Source organism: Christiangramia sabulilitoris, assembly GCF_007050985.1.
Lineage (GTDB): Bacteria > Bacteroidota > Bacteroidia > Flavobacteriales > Flavobacteriaceae > Christiangramia > Christiangramia sabulilitoris.
Genome location: NZ_VHSF01000004.1, coordinates 23257 through 40758, shown reverse-complemented (window position 1 = coordinate 40758; position 17502 = coordinate 23257). Strand labels below are relative to the sequence as shown.

Below are 17502 nucleotides of genomic sequence, written 5' to 3'. Positions count from 1 at the left end.
AAAATATCGATTATGGACGAGCAACCTAATTTATCTTACATACATCAACTCTCAGGAGGCGATAAAGCATTTGAAGCCAGGCTTATGGAAGTAGTAAAAAGGGAATTACCAGAGGAGTCTCAAACCTGGCGTGATAATATAAGTAGTGGTAATTTGGATGATGCCGCATCCAGTGTACATAAACTTAAACACAAAATTAGTATTTTAGGGCTGGAAGAAAGCTACCGTTTCGCAGAAACCTATGAAGATGAACTGCGGGAAGGGTTCAATATTAGGCAGGAAGAATTTGAAAAACTCCTGCAGCTTATGCTTTCTTTTGTTAAGCGTACCTAAAATCTAACTTCATGAAATGTCTTATAATTGATGATGAGGCTACCGCCAGATTGATCATTCAACAACTTATTGAAAACAATAAGCATGTAGAAATGGAACAGGAATTCCCCAATGCCATGCAGGCTATAAAATTCCTGAACCAGAACTCTGCAGACCTTATTTTTCTAGACATTCATATGCCAGATTTTACAGGTTTTGATTTTATCCAGACTTTGAAAAATCCTCCTAATGTCATACTTACCACTTCAGATAAAAGTTTTGCCATAGAAGCGTTTGAATATGATTGTATCGTAGATTACCTGGTGAAGCCCATTACACAGGAAAGGTTTGATAAAGCCGTGCAAAAGGCGCTGAGCTCGAAAGCTTCCTCGTCCAAACCAGAGGTAGAGTCTGACCTGAATAAGACAGATAATGACCTATATGTAAATATAGACCGAAGGCTGATAAAAATTGATATCTCCAGTATTTACCTGATCGAAGCAAAGGGTGATTATATCACTATTAAAACCTTCGGAAAAAATTACACGGTGCACTCTACCTTAAAGAAAATAGAAGAAAAATTACCCCAGGATATATTTCTAAAGATCCATCGTTCTTTTATCATCAATACCAAGAAGATCATTGATATCGAAGATAATTCAGTTCTTATCGAGAAAGATGTGATTCCGGTTAGCCGAAGTAATCGTCCTGAACTAATGAAAAGACTGAACCTTCTTTGATCGGTTAACCATAGTAATTCAACATTCATCTTAAGAAAATCGCAGCCTGACGATATTTAAAATCTTCAGACTAGCAAGCTTATATCTTTATCATTCTAATCACCGCATGGTAAAACCTTAAGCAATGAAAAATCACAATTATGCCGTAATCATGGCAGGAGGAGTGGGAAGTCGGTTCTGGCCGGTTAGTACCGCAGAGAACCCGAAACAATTTCAGGATATTCTTGGTTGTGGCCAAACTCTTATCCAGGCCACCTTTACCCGCCTGCAAAAAGTAGTTCCTAAGGAACATATTTTTATACTTACCAATAAGATATATGAAGCTACTGTTCTTGAGCAACTGCCGGTAGTAACGCCGGCTAATATTGTTTGCGAACCGGCCATGCGCAATACTGCGCCATGTATACTTCTGGCGGCTTTAAAGATCTGGAAAAAAGATGCTGAGGCAAAAATGCTGGTCGCTCCAAGTGATCACTGGATCCCCCAGGAAGATAAATTCATACATGATATTGAACTGGCTTTTAATGAAATTGAACAGAGCGATGATCTGGTCACCTTCGGCATACCTCCCACCTCTCCTAATACCGGATATGGTTATATCCAATATGATGATTCGGCGCACAGCAATATTTTTCACGTAAAAAGATTCACCGAAAAGCCCAACCTGGAAAATGCTAAAAGATTTCTCCAGGAGGGTGATTATCTATGGAACTCTGGAATATTTGCCTGGAGAACAGATACGATCCTGCAAAGCTTCCAGCAGTTTTTGCCTGAAATGTATCAACTATTCTTAAATGGATTCAGTTTCCTGAACACCTGTGAAGAGTTCTCATTCCTGGAGGAAAATTTCCACAAGGCCCAGGATATCTCTATTGACTTTGGTATTATAGAAAAAGCAAGTACCGTAAAGGTAATACCTGCTACTTTTTCCTGGAATGATCTAGGTACCTGGTGTAGCATTCAGGGGGAACTCCCCCAGGATGCCGCATCCAATACAGTTGTTAATTCCAGGTTTATTCCGGAACACGCCTCCGGTAATATCATTAGAACCCAGGCCGGCAAGGTCGTTTATATAGACGGTCTCAAGGATTATATGATCCTGGAAGAAGATAATGTGCTGGTAATAGTCCCTAAACAAAAAGAACAGGAGATAAAAGTGATTCGGCAAACTGTACTGGAAAAATTTGGTGCAAGCTTCGGTTAAGACTGCTTATCGAAAGATTTCTGCCATTCAACCTGTAAGAAAGAGCTATAAACGAAAAAACCGGAATTGCAGAAAATACTCCTGTAATTTTAACCTATAAGAAATAAGAATAACTTTTTTTGCCTCATGATTAACCTACATGTTATTGCAGATATTTCAGATGAGTTTACCGGCAGGTACCCTACTGTCTTCGTTGTTGAAGACAGCCGGTAAAACTTATCGATATTTAGTAAAATAACGACGCTATTACAGTATAATCTGGTCGTGGTTAGATCCAGATTACTTAAGTGGTTAGGCGAAAAGCCGGAGAAATATCTCCGGCTTTTCTTATTATATCCTTTAAAGGAACCACGATTAAACCGCATCCATATTGTTTCAGCTTAGTTCTCTAGAATATTTTATAAATTGAATATTACCCATGGTTACAAAGAACGGTCGTGCTTAACTAATCTTAAAGAGTCACATACCGGAGGGTTCAATTGAAGAATTCAACCTGCTAAGCCGACCTGCCCCTACAGGGATTTTAAAAAAATCTATTTCAAATTGAACAGAGGTTTCGCTTTAAAGAACCATTTTAGGTTGATACCAAATTCCGTAAAGGTAAAACCTGCTACCGTTGCCGATGCGATATTACTATGGGTAGCATATACCCCACCGATAAACCGCTGGCTTATATTATACCCCGCCCTGGCCTGTAAACGGTAGGTGGGCTGGCCGTCACCATCTTCGATAAATTGATATCCGGCCGCCGCAGTAAGATCATAATTAAAAGCTTTGTCCTCATCATCACTAATAAGGTTCATAAAGATCTCTGCAGCCTGAAATTTTTCAGGGCTAAAATATAATTCAGGCATACGCTTTTCAAAGCTTATATATTGATAATTAATTCCGCCTTTTAAAAGCGGCTTTTTTAATATACTATAGTATAAAGATGTAAACAATAGCTTCCGGCTATTATCATCACTTTGCTCGGTGTGCATATATTGCAAATACCAGCCAAGACCATACCTTGTTGTATAATTATTAGTTAGGAAAAGATGGTTACCCGCTATTTTACGATTTAAGAGTTCAGCATTAAAATCCTGTAAATCCCTGCGATAACCAATTTCAAGATCATCCCGCATGAAGGGTTTGATCTGAGCAGCAACCTCCCCCGTAAGATTAGTATAATCGGTTTCCACAGATCTGGCATTTATAAGCCCTGTGTTAACCCTGAATTTCACGGAAGGAATAATCTTGTAAGAGGCTGATAGATTAAAGTAATCTGAATTCGCCTCGAGGCCAGATCTTGTATTCCTCGTCTTGCGATAAGTATATCCCCCCAGTACTTCCAGTTTGGTGGAAAGTGGAAGGCGGACGGTGGTTGCGGCGGCGAAAGCCTGGTTATCTCCATTATCGAAAGAGAAACTTAGGTTTTCTTCCAGCATAGGCCTGTAACCGAATTCTATTTTTTGCAGCAGTTGTTCTGCATCCTGTTGATTTTTATAAAAACTTAAAGTTTGTTCTGCATAATCCATGGCTTCTTTGATTTCGCCTCGGGCAAAATACGCATTCGCTATCCCTAGATTACCGTCAAAGGAGGCAGAATCTATTTCCAGAATCTGATTATAATTATTAATACTTTTTTTGAAATCTCCCGTATACATACCCAGGCTGGCTGCTAAGGCCAGGACCCAGGGTTTTTCCGGATACAGTTCCAGCTGGTGTTCGATCTGATCTTCAGCCCTGGAATACTTATGATTCCAGATCAGGGCCTGTATATATCGTTCGGCTGCCATCAGCCTTGAGATACTGTCGTTACTATCTTTAGCCATTTGCCGGGCCAACGTCGCATATTTTAAAGCATCCTTTTCGCGTTTAGCTATATGATATGCCAGGGAAATACCAGTAAGCGCCTGAATACTATCCCGGGAATCCAAGGCAAGCTGTTTATAAACATCTATGGCTGCATCAGAATTTTTAAGAATAAGATAAATATTGGCTTTGTTTAAAAGGCTTTCCCGATCATTTTCGAATTCCCTAAGGTTATCATCCAGCAAACCTATTGCCAGATCATATTGACGTTCCTGTAGCAACCGATTGGCGTAACCTAACCTGATATATTTCAAGGAATTTAACGCGTTAGGATTCCCGGGCGATAAATTCAATGCTTTTTCTACCCACTTGGTAGCCGATTTATATTTTTTAAGGTTGCTAAGGGTATTCGCATATCCCAGCAGAACCGAAAAGTTTTCAGGATTCTCTTCCAGCAAAACAGAATAATAGACTTCTGCCTCAGGGTACTGCCTACTCCATAAGAGTGATTCGGCGTAATTAAGCTTTACTTCAAGATCATCTGGAAAATCTATCAATAGATCTTCAAAGATTTTCACCGCCTTGTTTGGATCACTACTTAGGCCTACTGCCCTGCCATAGCAAAGTCTTGCCGTTTTATTTTCGGGATGCTCCTTAAGGATCTTGCTGAAGAATATCTCTGCCTGGGAAAATTCCCCGGCTTCTAGATGCTCAAAGCCTTTCTGCATTTCCTGCCCCTGCATGAAAAATCCTGTAATAGTAAAGAGAACACACAGCAAACGCATTTTAAAATTTATCATTCAGGTAGGTTTAGTTTAGTTAAGGCAAGTTAAAAACACTTTAGCGATAATTCATCTACAGAAAGCTGCCATCCGTCGAAAGAGATCGCAGGTTGGTTGAAATACATAAGATATTAGCATTAGTAATTAATTTAAAAACCAGAAATCATGGCATTAAAGATCAAAGAAAACAACGGGATTTTTGAAATCAGCGGAAGACTTTCTTCCTCTAATTCTTTTCAAGTTAGAAAATATTTTGAAGTCATTCTCAAAATGAAACATTATGTGAGAATTAGCCTGGAGCAACTTGACGGGATGGATATAGGCAGCGTATTCGAATTCAGAGCTTTAATCATGTATGCTGCACGCAGAGGACGAGTAGTAAATTTTGTTGGTGATGAGAACAGAAGAATACGCGGAGCCTTTCTGGGCGCAGGAGTAGATTTGATGTCTTATAACACAATGAAGGTAACCTCCTGATAAACCGAAAACCTATGTCCACCTTAAGAATTGCCAGATATAACCTAAAAATTGAAGCCTCACAGGTCTTCATGATCAGTGCAATGGTCGTGAACGTGGGTAACTACTTATACAATCTTGCCCTGGGAAGGTTACTGGGACCTCAGGCATTTGCAGATGCTGCTATCCTGGTCACCTTTCTTTTGATTCTTTCTTTTATCGCTATGACTCTGCAATTGAGTGTGGCAAAATTTACCGGAAGTTTCGATACAGATAAAAAAGAGGCCTTTTTAAAATATTCCAGGAAATTCAGTCTGTACCTGGGGTGCATCGCAGGCCTACTGGTAATCCTTATGGCCGGAAAATTGCAACTGTGGTTTAATACCGAATCCTCCGGAATGTTCAGGATTTTTGGAATGGGGATCCCGGTTTATTTCTTAATGAGTGTCAACAGGGGCTACTTTCAGGGAGAACAGCAGTTTATAAACCTTTCTATAACCTACCAGGCAGAAATGCTGAGCCGACTATTCTTAACCCTGGCTTTTATTTTGATGCTTCCCTTTCAAAGTTCTGAACTCGTTGCGCTGGGGATTTTTATTTCTTTATTCCCCGGGATATTTCCTTTTAAAAGGATCAAAACTAAAATATTACCGGCCATTAGTTCTACCGATATCTCTCATTTAAAAAAGTTTATCCTGGTAACGGCCTTTTATGAACTCACCCAGATCCTGATCAATAATGGTGATATTTTATTGGTGAAGCATTTTTTTGACACTCATTCAGCAGGATTATATGCTTCACTGGCTTTGATAGGCCGTGGCGTCTACTTTGTAGCCTGGATGTTTGTCATGTTGTTGCTACCCAAAGTGGTACAACGACACAAGGAAAATAAAGATACTACAAGGTTATTCTTCAAATACCTGGGTATGGTCGCCACTTTAAGTATCCTGGTTATATTAACTAACCTGCTGGTTCCTGAATTGATCATAAGTATGCTCTTTGGGAATGCATATCTTGAAGTCTCTGGTCTGCTCTGGAAGTATGCCATGGCCAGTTCGCTATTTGCACTGGCAAATGTCTTCGTCTATTATTTTTTAAGTCTGGATAAATATCTGCCTGTATTGATATCTGGTATTTTTGGAATACTTCAGTTAGCGATGATTTATCTGGAGCACTCCAGTCTGGAAAAGATCGTGGAGATTCAGATATTGGTAATGACAACCTTACTAGCCATTCAAATTGGTTATTTCTTTTACCATATCAAAAAAACCTCTCACCGAAGCTAACCTGCCTCTAATCGAAGAAATCTTTGTGTCAGGGATTTACAGCTGATATTTACCATAGAAATAAAATCTAACCGAAATATAGAAATTATGAAACTTGCCTTAGTAACCGCCTTTCCGCCCAGTAAAGTAACCCTGAATGAATATGGATATCACCTGGCCAAAAACTTTGCCCGGAAAGAAGAAATTGAAGAACTAATATTAATTACTGATGAGACCGTAGAAGAAAAACAACTGGATTTCGATTCAGGTAATACAAAGATTACTGTAAAGGAATGCTGGAAATTCAATAGCTATAAAAACATATATAGCATTTATAGATCAATTAGAGAGTCACAAGCAGATGCAGTATTATTCAACTTACAGTTTATGAAATTTGGTGATAAAAAAATACCTGCAGCCCTGGGGCTTTTTCTTCCTTTACTTTTAAGACTTAAGGGTATTCCTAATATCGTTCTTTTACACAATATTTTGGAACAGGTAGATCTGGGAAATGCCGGTTTTACTGATAACAAATTCCTGAAGCGTATTTTCAACAGCATTGGCACCCTGTTAACCAGGGTTATTTTAAAGGCAGATACGGTAGCCCTCACTATTGGAAAATATGTAGAGATCATACAGGAAAAATATAGTGCATCCAATATAATTCAAATCCCTCACGGCTCCTTCGAAACTCCTGCAGAGCCCGATTTTAATCTGCCTGCAGGGCCGAAGAAGATTATGACCTTTGGCAAATTTGGAACCTATAAGAGAGTAGAGATACTTATCGAGGCCGTTATAAAGTTGCGGAAAACAACCAGCGAAGAGGTAGAAATTGTAATTGCCGGTACAGATAGCCCCAATACCCCGGGATACCTTGCTGAAATGAGGGAGAAATATAAAAATGTGAAAGGTCTGCATTTCACCGGATATGTGCAGGAAGAGGATGTTCCAAAGATATTTGGTGAAAGTACAGTGGTAGTATTTCCTTACACTTCTACCACAGGTAGTTCCGGAGTACTGCATCAGGCCGGCAGCTATGGTAAAGCCGTGGTAATGCCCAGTCTTGGTGACCTGGCACTTTTAGTGGAAGAAGAAGGTTATACTGGAGAATTTTTTAAACCCGGAAATGTAGATTCGCTCGCTCATTCTCTGGGAAAAATCATTAAAGATGACCTCTACCGCAGAAGAATAGGAGAGGTTAATTATAAAGCCGCCTGCAGTTTACCAATGGAAAAGGTAACCCAGCTATATCTTGAGGAATTTAAGAACATCACGAATTCTAAGCTCAATTTGAGATATACTTAAAGGCCGGCTTTGGATTGCCGGAATAATCAAAAAAACCAAATTCTTTCTGGAAAGCCCGGCGCCAGGGTAAAGGCCCTACCACCCTGCCGGGAATTTCCTTAAAATCATATAAGGTCCAGGATAAAAATGCGAGCTTTTCTTTAGCAAGAAACGCTTGCATTTTTTGATGATATAATGCCTGCTCCTCCTCATCTCCGGAAAATGGTTTCCAGATACCGTCATAAGAAGATATTCCAAATTCTTCCAGGATCAAAGGCTTGGAAATTTTTGAAGAGAGCCTGGTATAGATATTCTCAAAATCTGATGGATCGCCATAATAGTGAAATGAGATCATATCTACCTCTTCTTTTAGCAAATGAGCATTTTCAGGTTTGGCCCAGCCTATTGTGACCAATTTTCCCGGTGCCAAGCGCCTAAACTGATCTATGGTATATCTAAGCCAATTGGTCACCAGGTCCTTCCCCCTATTATCAAAATCAAGATCTGGTTCATTTTTTATATCGAAAGCCATGATAGCAGGATGATCTTTAAATCTCTTTAATAGTTTCCTGGCGTGAGAATGGGTCTGGGTCCATCCCAGGACCGAATAATCCCCGTAAAAATCAAAAAAAGTAAGTATTACTTTGAGTTGCTGGGCTTCAGCAACATTTAAAACCTTCTCCAGTTTTTCTAATTTATTTTCGACAAGCTTATTTTTCCCAAATCCTTCGTAGGGTATAAAAATGCGTACTGTATTTAAATTTGCAGAACGAATAAGTTCAAAATCTCTCTCGATTACTTGTATATCAAACTCATCTCCATACATATCCCAGGGTGTTTCCTTGGGATAATAATTTATTCCTTTGATAGAATAAAGGCTGTCTCTTAAATAAACTGATCTACCCTTTACCTGCCATTCAGGATTCAGGGTTGTGTCAATCCCGGTTAATTCCGGTTGCAGGCGTTTTAAATGCCTTATTCTCCAGAATCCATCTTCCAGCAACATCATTACCTGGTAGGATGCCGTATCTACGCTGGTACCAGTAAATGTATCCTGCTCAAAATTGTGAGTGTACTCCAGGACATTACGGTCCTTAAAAACTACCATCTGTCCATCTGCACTGTAGAAATTCAGTTTGGGATGATGTTCAAGACTGGTAGACTCGAAATTCAGATCAGCTTCTTTATTAAAGGCAATGTTCCTGTAGATATTTACCCGGGCACTGTCTGTATAATAATCATCAATTCTAAGTACTTCATTATTCTTATAGGCCAGGTTTTTCACATACCACGCATTCAGGTAATCCCGTTCTATTTCCTTAAGACTTTGTGGTTCCATAATTCGGCCTTCATAAGAGGTAGTATCCCAATCTATGGATGGTACATATAATTTTTCTGCTTTGACCCCGGTTTTTAACATAGAAGACCTGTCTGCCCCGGTATTTAGATAAGACCAGATCGAGCCAATTCCGTATAAAACCGCGGCATTTACAATTAAAAAACTAAGTACAATACCAGCACGATAAAGATTTCTGCTTAATTTTTGGGTCATTAAGGTATTTTGAGAGATTTGGTAATGCCAAGGGTTTCGACCTTAAAGATATCATTTTCTAAAAATTCCTGTTCCTCGGGAAGGTTAAAGATGGCATAAGCCTTCTTTGTAGCTTCCTGCATTTTGAAATTTATTTTATTCTTTCTCAGAATGGTTAAAGTTACAGTGGTACCTTCAGGGATTTGTTGATCCAGAAAACTTTGCAGGGGGCCTACTTTGACGCTTTTTGATTCGGGTTCTATGATCACTTCAAAGTCATTGAGAACCGGTTTGAATTTTATTTCGATTAGATCGCTATCTGCTATACCGTTCACTACCGCCCTGATCTTCCAGGTATTTGGTTTCTCCGGATGCAGCACCCCTGCAGTAGCCACACCATTGATCGTTGACGCCGTGGTCTTTAATTTTTTCCCCGTTTCTGTAGAAATTAGAAAGTCTACCAGAGTACCATCACTCACTATATTACCAAATCGATCCTTCAAGATTGAAGTTGAAAGTGTGGCCACCTGGTTACCATCTGCATAATCATGTATCCTATTCAAAGAAATTTGAAAATTCGCCGGTACTGAAGGATAAATCCTGCTGCTAAGTTCTTTACTAAAAACATGTCTACTGCTAGCAGATAACAGAATTTTCCCCGCCTTTTCTCTAGTCGGGAAATTCTTCCATGCGATCATATTCTTCATGCTTAAACTATCTTTTTGAATCACCTCAGCATAATATTCCTGAGTTTGCACGCTGGTTCCATCTTCCAGTGGATTGTCATATTTATCCAGTGGAATAGCTACCAGCATAGAAAAATCACCGTCTCCGGCCTGGATACTTCGAGGCCCAAAATAAGTTTCTATTTTCTCTGGTCCTTCATCAGGCAGGATCAGGATCTCTCCTTGCCTTCCCTCTACTTTCCAGGAGATTACCCCAGATTTATTTGCAATGAATTCAGGTATCTTATAACAGGTTTTATCCTCACACTTTTGCGGTTTAAGCAGGGTCTTGCCATAAGGGGAGATCAAAAACAGACGGGCTTTTGGACTTATATCATTAAATTGTAGAATGATCTCCTCCCCGGCTCTTGATGTGACAGGTAGTTCGTTCGCCCCGACATTTAATTGTTTTGTTGAGGATATAAAGAGCAGGCTAATAAAGAGTACTGCGATTTTAATGTGCTGATATATCATTTAGGATTCCCTATATAACTGTTAAGATCTATTTTTAAGTATTCATAACCCAGGCCTGATATTTCCTGAATGGTCGCAGGTAAAAGGTCCTTTCTTCTTACCGGTACACTTTTGCCGGCGATCTGTGCATTAGGCAAACCGTTCACGAAAATATTGTTCATGGAGCTGTTTATTACTGATAGTTTACTGAGGTTCTCGGGCTCCCGGTTAAAGGAGCGTTTTCGTTGTACCCTGATGCCATCATTGACGTATTGATGGTCTACCCATAATATGTCATAATTTTTATCATAATAGGAATAAATAACCTGCGGGATGGTCACCTCCTGCACACCAAAATTAAAAAGACTCCCATTAATAGAATCACCATCAAATTCCAGATCATGTAAATTAATATTCTTATAGAGGTCTGTTGTTGCGACATTCCCGGCGCATTGAAGGTTAAAACTTGCCGGTTTAGAGGAGAGATCTACCGGGGTGAATATATTTGGATCAAAGGTTTCAGGAATTTTTTCGCCCTCTCCCAGCCAGGCAATTCCCTCAAAATCTACCCTAAAAGCGGTTACTTCTTTTGGTAATAGTTTATGTTTCATTACCTGGCCGGCATTGTAAGTTGCAAGCTCTCTGTTCTTATCATCGTACAAGGTTCCCTTTATTACAACATCTGCCGGGACATAATCTACATTCTGTATTTCACCTACAATGCTATATCTACCCTTGAATTTAACCAGTTTTGCCGTAAGGACCTCAAGTACGGGTTGCCGTAGAACGTCCTCGTGATGTGTTTGCTGGGTTGTCACCATTCTGCGTCCATGATTATAAAACCGGGTTTCATTACCTGAAAATAATTGATCTGGGGGAAGATCTGGATTTCCTTGCGATGCTTTGATATACCATGAATTACCCCGCCTTATGAGATCATGATCATAAGTTTGGTAAATCACCTCCAGCGGCGTTACCCATGAGGTATGAACTACTGCATGAGCAACAGTATCATTGAGATTTTTAGATTCAACATAAATACTGTCTAATTTAGCGTATGAGCTGAGTATCCCATCATTTACCGACACTTCAAGCATAAATTGAGAGATGCTTTTCCCGCTCTTAGGGTCAAGGTATGAATGAGCTCTTTCATATTCCTTAAAATCTACCGCATCATAATAGGCCGTTATGACATTCTCGGGACTTACCTGAGATTTATTCTGAATATAAATCATATACAAAGAAACCGCAATAATGGCCAGTAAAAGGTAAGCCCAGAAATGATTTATGTTCAACATTCCCCTGTTAAATCCGAAATAAGAATTTTTATAGATCAGGAATACCGGCTTTAGAGGCACCCTGGATTTCAGGGTATTTATCCATAATAACTGAATATTCAGGATAAAAGCGATGATAACGGTTAGTATGGGAATTATTCCCCACATGATCTTTAGGAATAGCGGAACATCCTGAATGGCTATAACTTTGGACAGCGGTGGAACATTTAATTTCTCCCAGACCATAATTCCATTTTCAAGTTGTTGCAGGCGTTGCCAGCCGCTGAAATATAGCAGAGGATCATAGAACTTATCATTCGAGAAAATGTACTTAAGATTATATTTTTCGGGTATAGATAAAAATTGCTGTAATGAACCTATTCCTTCAAATCCCCTGAATTTAGAGTTTTCCAGCCTTTCCACTGCACGTGTGGTCAATTCAGGCAAACGCCGGGCCGAATGATAATTTCCGTCTACGGTTAGTGCCCTGGTTTGTGCAGAAAGCCAGGCCATCTGATCCCCGAACCCAAGCGTAAGAAATCTCCATTGATCATGTTGATCCTGGTTCAGAAAATTCACTATAGGCAACATTTTAATACTTTGCGGCTGCATGGGACGAAAGGAACCAATAGTAAGGGTAAATACTGTAAGAAATAGAAAGATTCCTGCCAGTAAAGCGCCGCTAAGACGATGGTATACAGATCCAAATCGTTCCTGAAAAAGTTTTTTGAGGTCACCCTCGGCGAACCTGTAGGCAAACTCTCCAAAAATGGGCAAAGCCATAATAGACGCCCACAGCGTAAACCTGTCCAGCGTAAGTATATTAAAGGCGGTTTCACCCAGGATTGCTCTTGGAATTGGAGTGGTTCCACCGGTTCCCAGTATAAACAACAGTGAGAAGGATAAACCAAAAAATAAAAATCTCTTAGAAAAAAACCGATAAAATATATAAGGTAATAGAAAGAATAATATACCCCATGGAATGATAAAAAATATAAGCCCGGAAGAGGTTACCTCTATAAAATTATCGCGGCTGCCATGCGGTATGGGCACCTGGGTAATTGGATTTTTCTTGGTATTGATCCAGTAGGGTAAAATACAAACGATAATGATCGCCAGTGATGAGAAACCAAAGATCAGGATTCGTTTTAAAAGACTTGTAAAACTTTTTAAGAATGAACTTAATTTCACATTTCTGATATTTCCTGAACGCTCGGTAGCGACGTCCATTACTACCATTCCAAGTAGAGGAAATATAAAAAAGATCATTCCGAATATTGGGGTTACATGATGCGAAGTAACCGTTACAGCTATTAAAGAAACAGCGCGCAAGAAAAACTGCCACTTCCCTGTTCTTATATAAAGATAGATTTCCGGCAGAGTGTGTAATAGTAGGGAAATACCAATGATACTTGGCAATTGCCCAAATATATGCAATGTCTCAACGAACGAACTGGAAAAAACCGCAAGAATGGCAGCATATCCAGCTACCTTTCTATTTGCCGTGATCAAAAGGGAAAATCGGTACACGCCGGTGATAAACAAGATCACTGCAATTATTGCCACCAGGAACATCCCGAACTTAAGTCCACCTATGAACGATAGTAAAGCTATTGCCTGATGAACTAGCGGCGGATATCCCATTACGGTAAAACCGGTGTACCACTTATAATTCCAGGGTTCAAACCAGTTGTTGGCATAATGTTCTGCAAAGAACAAATGGATAAGGGCATCATAGGTATTCTCCAGGGTAAAGAAAATACCCGAGCTGTGGAAAACAATCCCGATTATTAGGGCTACTAAGAGGTACTTATTAGTCTGTTCTTGCATTTTACTATAATAGTAAATAATTCATTTATAAAAGTACCACGACTTTAGACTTTAGCAAACTCATTGAACGACAGGAACTTTCCATTCACCGACAATAATAAACGGTTTTGTCTAATATCCTATAAAATCGCCTGTTCTGACTCTACTTTTGAAGTATTAAAATAACCTAACACTAACCAGTTATGAAAATTTTAGCCATAGACGACCAGCAATTAGTTCTTATGCCACTTGAAAAGAGGCTTAAAGAACAGGGTTATGAAGTAGTGACCACCACCGATGTTGAAGAAGGTATCCAGTTTTTTATGAAATTCAAACCAGATCTTTTAATACTTGATATCAATATGCCGCAAACTTCTGGCCTGGACGTTATAAGATATATTCGAAAGGGCCTACTTGATAAAACTCCAATCGTGGTTTTAAGTGGAGATCGTAATCAAGATTCCTTGATCGAAGCATTTGAATTGGGTATTAGTGATTTCATGAAAAAACCTTTAAGCCTGGATGAAGTTTGCATCAGAGTTAAAAGTATTCTTGGATCAGAGACCAGGGGAACAACTAAGGATATTAAGAATACCACCTTACAGAGCAGGTGCGTTGGAGTGGTAATACCCTGTTATAATGAAGAAAAGCGTTTAAAATCGGCTTCATTTCTTGAATTTATAGACAAGAATGCCGGGTATCATTTGTGTTTCGTTAACGATGGTAGCACAGATAATACTTTAGAGGTACTTAATAATTTAAGAGTAGGTAGAGAGAATTCTATAAGCATTTTTAATTGCGTTAAAAATGGGGGTAAAGCAGAGGCCGTTAGACAAGGTTTAAAATATATGGCTAATATGCCAGACCTTGACTATGTAGGCTTCCTCGATGCTGACCTCTCTACAGATCTTCAGGATTTTGATGACCTGGTAAATACCCTGGAAACAAGTGATTTCAAGATCGTAAATGGTTCGAGAATCTCCAGAATGGGAGCCAATATAACAAAGGAAAGCGCCAGGAAACTAATTAGCATGACCATAAACCTTATCATCTGCAAGATCCTGGGAATGCCTTTTAGAGATACACAGTGCGGCGCCAAAATAATGCGTAAAGAACTTATTAGCGTAGCATTTAACCGACCTTTTTATACTAAGTGGCTGTTTGATGTAGAAGTATTTATGCGCATGAAAATCTATTATGGAAAACAGAATGTGCAGAAATTCATCTGTGAACAACCCTTAAAAAGATGGATCCATGAAGATGGTTCAAAATTATCCATGAAAGATTCTATGAAAATCGGCATACAGTTAATAGAGATCTATTTAAAATATACCTTTAAAAGGTCTTTATATGTAGCGAAGAATAAAGCATATAATAAGGTTACGGTTTAAATGCTATCAAGTAAATGTTATCATAACCCATAATACAAAAAGCATCTGAACAAGATGCTTTTTGTATTTCTATAACCTTTTCTGCGACTTAACCCGCCTCGACTTCAGTTATCTCAGAAATAATTTCCTCCTGATTATCCTCATCTTCAAGCACGTTGAATTTTTCTAACTGTTCTTCTTCCCCGGTGAAATATGGGAAAACATCTAAAATGGGCGATTCAGTAATTGAAGGGATCGTATAATCGCCCATAGTATCCTCCATGGCCGTGGTGGTATTTTCAAAAGCTTCCTTTACATCATTCGCCTGAACCAACAGGTACCTATTTGTCTTTCTCTCTTTACCGCTTTCCTCATCGAGGGCAACCAAAGAAACCTTGGATTTAAACCACCTGTCTGAATTTTCAAAAGGATGAACCTCTGAAAAATTAGCCACTTTTATATTCATTATTCTGAAGTCCTCACTAGTGTATGCCTTCATTTCTTCAGTAATCCTGGCTTCGGCTTCAGTATAAGATACCGCGTCGAGTAAATAGGTATCTGTAGTTACCTTCTGTTCTCCTGTCTCGTGTGTTTTTCTGTATTTCACCTTACATTCATACCAAATTACGCTCATATCATATATTTTAGGACGCCAAATATATATTTTTAATCAGGCGTTTGGAACTAAAACCAACCATAGAAATCAACATTTATTACATTCTTCGGAAGCTGAAGTACTTACACGTAAGATTTATTTCAAATTAAAGTATGCTCAAAAAAAAGGGAACCGTTTTAAGATCCCCCTTTTTTAATTTATATAAACCTGAGTTATTTTTTAACACTTAGCTCCCTGGTTAACCATCCCCTTCTGCTCGCAGTGGCGATCGCATAAGGAGTGATCCAGAATAACCCGAAAGTATAAAGCAGACTATAAGAATAAGCCCAAAGGGATTCAGATAATTTATACCTCTTGGCATAGAACAATACCGGGAAACTGGACCAGATAAGTATACTTAAAAGCGTCGAGCTCAGGAAAAGAATTGGATGCGTAAAAACAAAGAAGAACATCAATAAGATCACCGGGTAGCTCATGATCAATTTAAGGATCTGGTTTACGAACAATATTCTGATCCCAAGTTTTCTTCCTTCTCTAAAATCTGTGAAAACATATTTTGCCATAGCCAGGTTTTCACGTACGTTACTTCTTCCCCATCTAATGAACATCTTATATAAACCGGTATATTTTTCAGGAACATTGGTATAGGCATAAGCATTTCTCTGGAACAATACATGATATCCCTGCTTCAGGATCATATTGGTCATAGCTCTGTCTTCCCCAATATCTGAGGGATTCCCCATAAATGTCTGGTTGATCCACTCGGGAAGACAGGCAAATACAGCTTCACTTCTATAAGCTGCCAGGGCTCCCGGGGTACATAGCACAGATTCCAGGCTACTTTCTGCTGAGCGTACAAATTCAAAACTAAGTACAAAACTCACATCCAGCATCTTTGGCAACAAGGCTTTCTTCTCATTGTTTAGAACCCTTATGTTACCGGCAACAGCTCCACATTTTTCATTTACTACAAATGGACTTACCAGGTTGCGCAGAGTGTCTTTTGCAACTACAGAATCACTATCCACGGTTACAAAAATTTCTCCTGTTCCCAGGTTAAATCCACGGTATAGAGCATGACGTTTACCTTTATTCTCCGGCTGCTGGTAGATCGCTAATCTGTCGCCCAAAACCTTTTTGGCTTCCAGCATCCAGGACCAGGTATCATCTTTACTTCCGTCATCAATAGCAAGTAACTGCAGTTTTTCTGCGGGATAGTCACTCTCCGCAAGACTCATTAAGGTAGACCAAACCTGTTTCCCTTCATTATACGCCGGAACAATCACCGTAGTGGTTGGTAGTTTTGCATCCTCAACTCCCTGCACCGGTTTATATCTTAAGTACAAAAAGAGGTTATAAAAAAAGAAACCTGCTTTAAAAACGAATAAAGCGGTGGCAACTATAAAAAATCCAAAGCCCCAGGATGAATTGAATCGCTCCAGTCTATACTGGCTGAAATCACTTTGTAAAGTAAATGCCAGGTAAGCAGCTCCAAGCAAGAGTAAAAAACTAGCCGCTCTAACCATGATGCCCTTAAGGTTTCTTGGCTTAACAGTCTCATTGTCCAGATCGAAAGAATTAAATCTCTCTTCTGCATTTTTTTCACTAATCACTTTTTGATCTTCTTTTTGTTCTCTATATATTTTATTCGATCTCATATTTAAACTTTACTTTTAAATGGTGTTGGTAATACCGGTTTTAACTCTCCGGCATAGCGGTCATACCAAATCACATGCCACTTCACAAACGACTGATTTTCAAATGGTTGAAGCTGACCTAAAATCCCTTCTTGTGGCGGAATACCACAGTATAATTTCCCAAATACCCTATTAATAGCTGAACTATAATTCTGAAGGCACTTTAAATCATATTTCAATAAGCTTT

Annotated in this window: 13 protein-coding genes; 7 read left to right on the top strand and 6 right to left on the bottom strand. The window is 39.2% G+C overall.

The window, feature by feature from the left end:
- Positions 1-12 precede the first annotated feature (12 nt).
- From FGM01_RS13845 to FGM01_RS13835, 3 genes are all read left to right on the top strand, one after another.
- On the top strand, positions 13-333 hold the full coding sequence (locus FGM01_RS13845) for an Hpt domain-containing protein (protein WP_143411783.1): 321 nt from the start codon (positions 13-15) through the stop codon (positions 331-333).
- An 11-nt stretch (positions 334-344) separates the two neighbouring features.
- On the top strand, positions 345-1052 hold the full coding sequence (locus tag FGM01_RS13840) for a LytR/AlgR family response regulator transcription factor (protein WP_143411782.1): 708 nt from the start codon (positions 345-347) through the stop codon (positions 1050-1052).
- 124 nt (positions 1053-1176) lie between these two features.
- Entirely contained in the window at positions 1177-2256 is a 1080-nt protein-coding gene (locus tag FGM01_RS13835) for a mannose-1-phosphate guanylyltransferase (RefSeq protein WP_143411781.1), read from the top strand.
- A gap of 533 nt (positions 2257-2789) precedes the next feature.
- Here FGM01_RS13835 and FGM01_RS13830 read toward each other — a convergent pair.
- Complete coding sequence (locus tag FGM01_RS13830) at positions 2790-4850, bottom strand: tetratricopeptide repeat protein (RefSeq protein WP_243735818.1); 2061 nt, start codon at positions 4848-4850, stop codon at positions 2790-2792.
- Between the two features lie 147 nt (positions 4851-4997).
- On the opposite strand from FGM01_RS13830, the gene FGM01_RS13825 reads away from it, so the two are divergent.
- The 3 genes from FGM01_RS13825 (at position 4998) to FGM01_RS13815 (ending at position 7858) form a co-directional block, all read left to right on the top strand.
- Positions 4998-5309: a hypothetical protein gene (locus tag FGM01_RS13825; protein ID WP_143411780.1), complete on the top strand. Its 312-nt coding sequence runs from the start codon at positions 4998-5000 to the stop codon at positions 5307-5309.
- A gap of 14 nt (positions 5310-5323) precedes the next feature.
- Complete coding sequence (locus FGM01_RS13820) at positions 5324-6574, top strand: oligosaccharide flippase family protein (RefSeq protein ID WP_143411779.1); 1251 nt, start codon at positions 5324-5326, stop codon at positions 6572-6574.
- A gap of 87 nt (positions 6575-6661) precedes the next feature.
- A complete protein-coding gene (locus tag FGM01_RS13815) occupies positions 6662-7858 on the top strand; it encodes a glycosyltransferase (protein ID WP_143411778.1) in 1197 nt (398 codons plus the stop codon).
- Here the strand turns inward: FGM01_RS13815 and FGM01_RS13810 are convergent.
- Genes FGM01_RS13810 through FGM01_RS13800 form a run of 3 tightly spaced genes read right to left on the bottom strand, consistent with a single transcriptional unit; the run spans position 7839 to position 13653 of the window.
- On the bottom strand, positions 7839-9389 hold the full coding sequence (locus FGM01_RS13810; RefSeq protein ID WP_143411777.1) for a cellulase family glycosylhydrolase: 1551 nt from the start codon (positions 9387-9389) through the stop codon (positions 7839-7841). The two genes, FGM01_RS13815 and FGM01_RS13810, sit on opposite strands and share 20 nt — an antisense overlap.
- Positions 9389-10567: a hypothetical protein gene (locus FGM01_RS13805; protein WP_143411776.1), complete on the bottom strand. Its 1179-nt coding sequence runs from the start codon at positions 10565-10567 to the stop codon at positions 9389-9391. Before FGM01_RS13805 ends, FGM01_RS13810 begins: the two co-directional genes overlap by 1 nt.
- Positions 10564-13653 (bottom strand): glycosyltransferase family protein, encoded by a 3090-nt coding sequence (locus FGM01_RS13800; RefSeq protein WP_143411775.1) that lies wholly within the window; start codon positions 13651-13653, stop codon positions 10564-10566. Before FGM01_RS13800 ends, FGM01_RS13805 begins: the two co-directional genes overlap by 4 nt.
- Before the next feature lie 182 nt (positions 13654-13835).
- Between FGM01_RS13800 and FGM01_RS13795 the strand changes: the two genes are divergently transcribed.
- Positions 13836-15023: a response regulator gene (locus FGM01_RS13795; RefSeq protein ID WP_143411774.1), complete on the top strand. Its 1188-nt coding sequence runs from the start codon at positions 13836-13838 to the stop codon at positions 15021-15023.
- Positions 15024-15111: 88 nt separating this feature from the next.
- On the opposite strand, the gene FGM01_RS13790 is transcribed toward FGM01_RS13795, so the two are convergent.
- Both FGM01_RS13790 and FGM01_RS13785 read right to left on the bottom strand, forming a co-directional pair.
- Complete coding sequence (locus FGM01_RS13790) at positions 15112-15636, bottom strand: DUF4494 domain-containing protein (protein WP_143411773.1); 525 nt, start codon at positions 15634-15636, stop codon at positions 15112-15114.
- A gap of 194 nt (positions 15637-15830) precedes the next feature.
- A complete protein-coding gene (locus tag FGM01_RS13785; protein ID WP_143411772.1) occupies positions 15831-17276 on the bottom strand; it encodes a glycosyltransferase family 2 protein in 1446 nt (481 codons plus the stop codon).
- Positions 17277-17502 lie beyond the last annotated feature (226 nt).

Coding starts and splice junctions, on each gene's coding strand:
- FGM01_RS13800 (WP_143411775.1), bottom strand. CDS start 13,653: ATGCAAGAACAGACTAATAAGTACCTCTTAGTAGCCCTAATAATCGGG.
- FGM01_RS13790 (WP_143411773.1), bottom strand. CDS start 15,636: ATGAGCGTAATTTGGTATGAATGTAAGGTGAAATACAGAAAAACACAC.
- FGM01_RS13830 (WP_243735818.1), bottom strand. CDS start 4,850: ATGATAAATTTTAAAATGCGTTTGCTGTGTGTTCTCTTTACTATTACA.
- FGM01_RS13825 (WP_143411780.1), top strand. CDS start 4,998: ATGGCATTAAAGATCAAAGAAAACAACGGGATTTTTGAAATCAGCGGA.
- FGM01_RS13815 (WP_143411778.1), top strand. CDS start 6,662: ATGAAACTTGCCTTAGTAACCGCCTTTCCGCCCAGTAAAGTAACCCTG.
- FGM01_RS13795 (WP_143411774.1), top strand. CDS start 13,836: ATGAAAATTTTAGCCATAGACGACCAGCAATTAGTTCTTATGCCACTT.
- FGM01_RS13805 (WP_143411776.1), bottom strand. CDS start 10,567: ATGATATATCAGCACATTAAAATCGCAGTACTCTTTATTAGCCTGCTC.
- FGM01_RS13845 (WP_143411783.1), top strand. CDS start 13: ATGGACGAGCAACCTAATTTATCTTACATACATCAACTCTCAGGAGGC.
- FGM01_RS13785 (WP_143411772.1), bottom strand. CDS start 17,276: ATGAGATCGAATAAAATATATAGAGAACAAAAAGAAGATCAAAAAGTG.
- FGM01_RS13835 (WP_143411781.1), top strand. CDS start 1,177: ATGAAAAATCACAATTATGCCGTAATCATGGCAGGAGGAGTGGGAAGT.
- FGM01_RS13820 (WP_143411779.1), top strand. CDS start 5,324: ATGTCCACCTTAAGAATTGCCAGATATAACCTAAAAATTGAAGCCTCA.
- FGM01_RS13840 (WP_143411782.1), top strand. CDS start 345: ATGAAATGTCTTATAATTGATGATGAGGCTACCGCCAGATTGATCATT.
- FGM01_RS13810 (WP_143411777.1), bottom strand. CDS start 9,389: ATGACCCAAAAATTAAGCAGAAATCTTTATCGTGCTGGTATTGTACTT.